This window comes from Arcanobacterium urinimassiliense, from assembly GCF_900119495.1.
GTDB classification, from domain to species: Bacteria; Actinomycetota; Actinomycetes; order Actinomycetales; family Actinomycetaceae; genus Arcanobacterium_A; species Arcanobacterium_A urinimassiliense.
Genome location: NZ_LT632435.1, coordinates 1 through 4,384, shown reverse-complemented (window position 1 = coordinate 4,384; position 4,384 = coordinate 1). Strand labels below are relative to the sequence as shown.

General features: G+C 52.5%; 5 protein-coding genes. 1 reads left to right on the top strand and 4 read right to left on the bottom strand.

Annotation, left to right across the window (positions count from 1 at the left end; translation table 11 throughout):
* Window positions 1-37: 37 nt before the first annotated feature.
* A complete protein-coding gene (locus tag BQ7117_RS07585) occupies window positions 38-187 on the bottom strand; it encodes a hypothetical protein (protein WP_202613004.1) in 150 nt (49 codons plus the stop codon).
* Window positions 188-263: 76 nt separating this feature from the next.
* On the opposite strand from BQ7117_RS07585, the gene BQ7117_RS07580 reads away from it, so the two are divergent.
* Complete coding sequence (locus BQ7117_RS07580; protein WP_073995643.1) at window positions 264-443, top strand: FCD domain-containing protein; 180 nt, start codon at window positions 264-266, stop codon at window positions 441-443.
* A gap of 213 nt (window positions 444-656) precedes the next feature.
* Here the strand turns inward: BQ7117_RS07580 and BQ7117_RS00035 are convergent, their stop codons facing one another.
* From BQ7117_RS00035 to BQ7117_RS00025, 3 genes are all read right to left on the bottom strand, one after another.
* On the bottom strand, window positions 657-1,598 hold the full coding sequence (locus tag BQ7117_RS00035; RefSeq protein ID WP_237563016.1) for a sugar phosphate isomerase/epimerase family protein: 942 nt from the start codon (window positions 1,596-1,598) through the stop codon (window positions 657-659).
* 62 nt (window positions 1,599-1,660) lie between these two features.
* Complete coding sequence (locus BQ7117_RS00030) at window positions 1,661-2,977, bottom strand: MFS transporter (RefSeq protein ID WP_073995642.1); 1,317 nt, start codon at window positions 2,975-2,977, stop codon at window positions 1,661-1,663.
* Window positions 2,978-3,040: 63 nt separating this feature from the next.
* Window positions 3,041-4,006: a 3-hydroxyacyl-CoA dehydrogenase family protein gene (locus BQ7117_RS00025; protein ID WP_202613003.1), complete on the bottom strand. Its 966-nt coding sequence runs from the start codon at window positions 4,004-4,006 to the stop codon at window positions 3,041-3,043.
* Window positions 4,007-4,384: the final 378 nt, after the last annotated feature.

Here is a 4,384-nt window from a genome sequence, read left to right as displayed (position 1 = left end):
AGCTCAGCCTTCATACCGCGTTCAAGAACAGCTTTAATCAACTCCGGTAAAACCCGCCTTCACCAGTCAACTCCACGCCACGCTCACCAGAACACGCCACCAAGCGATCAAGTAAATCATCATCAATAAACTCACGGCGCAATGCGCCAGCAGCAGATTCCTCAGCAGGAACATCCATCATAGTCATAGCAAATCCTCATTTCTTTACTGAACCGACCATTTACACAAACTATTTGACACCCTCTTCCTTCCAGGTCCATAGAATGCGGCAAACCGTGGGTAGCGGTACTCCGGATGGCCAGTATGCGGTAGAAAAACACCGGAAAATCGTGGAAGCCTTCGAAACCGGAGATGAAGCCACGGTAGTAGAAGCTATGCGATTCCATTTGGAGAATGTGCTGCGCCGTTCCACGCACGACGTCGAAGCAATCGTCGAAGAATAACAGCAAACCAAGCCTGGGAGTAGCGAAAAATAACATCAGTCAGGGGCAAGCCTGTTAAGGCAAGCCAGGCAATAAGGCAAGCTGGCATTGGGGGCCGCTGCCGGATGCAAAAGCATATCCGGCAGCGGCCCCCAGCCCTATCCCTTCCTGGTATTTAATGATTGCCGCGCTCGTGCTGTTGTATTGGCAGCGGGTTCTTTCGCGGCTGGTGTTTTACTTTTGGTCGCGGAATGTGCGGAGAGCGCCGCGCAGTACTTGCCGAATGTAATCGCGGTTTGCTGCGCCCACGGCCAGCCAGTCCGAACCGTAGTGTTCTACCATGAAAGGCCCGTTGAAGCCGAGCTGGATCGCGCGGCGAATGAGCTGGCGATAGTTCATGGTGCCAATTTCGAGCGGTACCGGAGCGGACATATAGCTACCGGTCGCCGAATCTTCATCGCGAATGTAGTTCTTGGCGTGCCAGTAGTTGGCGTACGGGAAGACCTTCTCATGCATCACGTCGTACTTTTCCATCGGGCGATGCAAGCGGATGAGGTTGCCGATATCGGGGTTGAGGCCCACGGCCGGGTGGTCCACATCCTTACAGAAGGCAACCGCATCATCGGGTGTGCCCACATAGGTGTCCTCGTACATTTCGAGGGACACTTCCATGCCGGCCTGCTGGGCGTGGTCCGCTACTTCGCGCACGCGTTCAATTGCCAGATCTCGCAGTTTTGGATCGTCCACGTGCCCGGGCGCGAGCCAGAACCACAGGGCATCTTTTTGTGCCTGGGTCAAAGCCTGCTGGAAACCAATATTGATAATCTTGGCTCCCAGTTCGGCCGCCCGGTCGATAGTCCGGTGGATTATTTTTACGTTCTCGGCGCCGCGTTCCACATCTACCACGCTCTGGCGGCCAATCGAAACCGCGGGCACGGAGAGTCCGTTATCTTTGGCTACCTTCTGGAAGAGTGCGAATTTCTGATCGTCTAGATCGGCAAGCGGGATCCAATCATCCATCGGATCCATGGCATCAAACCCAAACTCCGCGACCTGGAGCATTTGGTCTTGCCATACTCGTTCACCAGCATCGACGGTGAGTGTCCTTTCTTCCGTCAAAGGGCCGAAGTTCATCTTGGCCGCAATCGGCCACGTATCAGCGCTGTATGATGTCAATTGTTTCTCCTTTATATACCTAGTGTTCTCGTGGTTGCATTAGGTAACGCCGATTGCGCTAGCTAATTGTTTTGAGAAAGAGTTTCGGGGTTCTTGCCTCCCCATAGATGCTTGACCCAAAGCGTGAGCAGAGCCCCAATAACGAGCACGGCCGCTATGAAATACATGCCGTTAGTCGGAGAACCTGTTGCTTCAGAGATTGCGCCAACAACGTAGGGGCCAATAAAGCCGCCTAAGTTACCGAACGAATTGATAAAAGCGATGCCGATTGCGGCAGTTCCGCCTACAAGGTATCGAGTCGGAAGCGGCCAGAATACACCCGCCAACGAGTAGAGGCAGAATGCAGCTAGCGACATGGCTGCTAACTGGCCGGCGGCTGAACTTAACCAGCCAGCTAGTCCGATTCCGATTGCTGCGCCGACGAAAATTATGGTTAGCGGAATCCAGTTTTCCTTGAATCTGCTGGCCCACCGCGAAGTGACGTAAATACCGACAATTCCGAAGATGTAAGGAATCGTGGAATACAAGCCAATCGCAGCGCCCGAGTCAGCGAATTGAGCGACAATTGAAGGAACCCAGAAGCTTAGGCCGTAGACCCCGATAGTCGTGGGTAAGAATATGAGCGCAAATCCCCAGACGTATTTAGACCCCATGGCTTTGAGCGGATTCTTGTGTTCCACCTGGCCGAGCTGCTCTTTGTCTTTCTCAAGCTCGTTATCGATCCATTGGGCTTCTGCTTCAGAAATCCAAGGAGCATCGCGAGGGGTATCGTGGAGGAAGATGATCGTGGGTATTGCGGCGATTACAGCCATGCCGCCGCAGATAATGAACATCCAGTGCCAGCCGCGGAGACCGAACCAGCCAATCTCAAGCAACCATCCTGCGAGTGGATTCATGATGAGAAATGCCAGCGGGGCAGCTATGACGAATGTGCCGGTAGCCCGGGTGCGGTGACGCTGGGGGAACCACAACGTCAGGTAATATAGAATTCCAGGATAGAAGCCAGCCTCGCAAGCGCCAAGGAGGAACCGGAGCAGATAGAAAACGGTTACGTTTGGGGTGAGGGCAATACATATCGTTACGAGTCCCCACGTAACCAAAATTCGTGTAAACCACTTTCGTGCTCCAAACCTCGGGAGGATATAGTTCGACGGAACTTCAAAGAGGAAATATCCGAGGAAAAATAGTCCAGCCCCCAGGCCATATGCGGATTCTGAGAGCCCTACGTCGGCGCTCATCTGTAACTTTGCGAAACCAACGATTGAGCGGTCGATATACGCAATCGTGTACAGAATCATAATGAACGGAACGATTCGCAGCATGAGCTTTCGGATCAGTGCTGCCTCGTTCACTCCGGAAACATTTACTGATGAAGTCATTTTATTCTCCTTCGAAAACTAGTAAGTTTCGCAGTGCTAGTGCGGATACGCATGATCTGTTGCCTACTTTCCCTTGGGAGCGGGCCCAAGCTCATTGAGGAGACTCTGCATCTTCGAGTAGGCGTTATTGCGGTAAGCAATGAGCGCTTCCTTGGTCTCGTCATCAAAATCGCCGGTAATACCCTTGCCATTCTTGACCCCATTTCTTCCGGCGGAAACCTCCTTAGTCAGGAGTTCCGGCGTGGCTAGGCGTTCACCGTATGTGTTCTCGAAGGTCTTGAAGCAGTTTGCATAAACGTCGAGGCCGGCCTGATCGGCAATAGCAAACGGGCCAAAGAAGCCCAAGCGGAAACCGAAGGTCGTACGAACGATGGTGTCAACGTCTTCGACGGTCGCAACCCCTTCCTCGACTACATTGCAGGCTTCCTTTAGTAGGGCGTACTGAAGGCGATTAAGTACAAAACCGGGCTTATCTGCTACCTGCGCTCCTTGCCGGCCGCAGTGTTCAAGTAGAACCTTGACGGCAGCGATAACTTCGCTGCTGGTGTCTTCAGAAGCAACTAATTCAACCCCGGGAATGAAAGGTGCAGGATTGGAGAAATGGACTGTGAGGAAGCGCTGCGGATTTGTTACCGCCGATTTCAGTGAAGTAACTGGAAGGGTAGAGGTGTTCGTGCCAATAATTGCATCTTCCGGGGCGTACTCGCAGATCTCACGCAGTACTTCTTTCTTTACGTCAGGCAACTCGAAAACGGCTTCTTCGATGAAATCGGCACCGGTAACAGCGTTCGCGATTGTGCCGCCATTGGTGAGCTTGCCCTTGATTATTTCTGTGGCCCCTGCGGGGTAGAGTTCCTGATCCTCAAATTCCTGGGCTTCTTTGATAAGCCGGTCTAGTGCTTGTGCGCTTTTTTCTTCGTCAGCATCGGCGATAAGTACGTCGTAACCACCAAGTGCTAGCGATTGGGCGATTCCGCCTCCCATGTACCCGGCTCCGATAACGGCAATTTTCTTAATGTCACGCATCATATTCTCCTTGTAATTTTGTGTTTGCGGCCGTGTTACGCCATTCGCATGTAAGGAAGGTTGTGCACGAACCGCTCTGCATGCGACATTGCATGCCCGTTCACGTTTGGAACACCCTATATTCTATAGGATTGATGATTTTCCGCAAGAGGGTTTTCCATTTAGCGCCAATTTGAGGATGGCCCTCCAGGCCGTAAAGCCCTAGATTCCGCCGTTTCAGCAATTTCGGTAGGTGCCAATTTTTCCAGCTCCGTAGCTCAGCCTTCATACCGCGTTCAAGAACAGCTTTAATCAACTCCGGTAAAACCCGCCTTCACCAGTCAACTCCACGCCACGCTCACCAGAACACGCCACCAAGCGATCAAGTAAATCATCATCAAT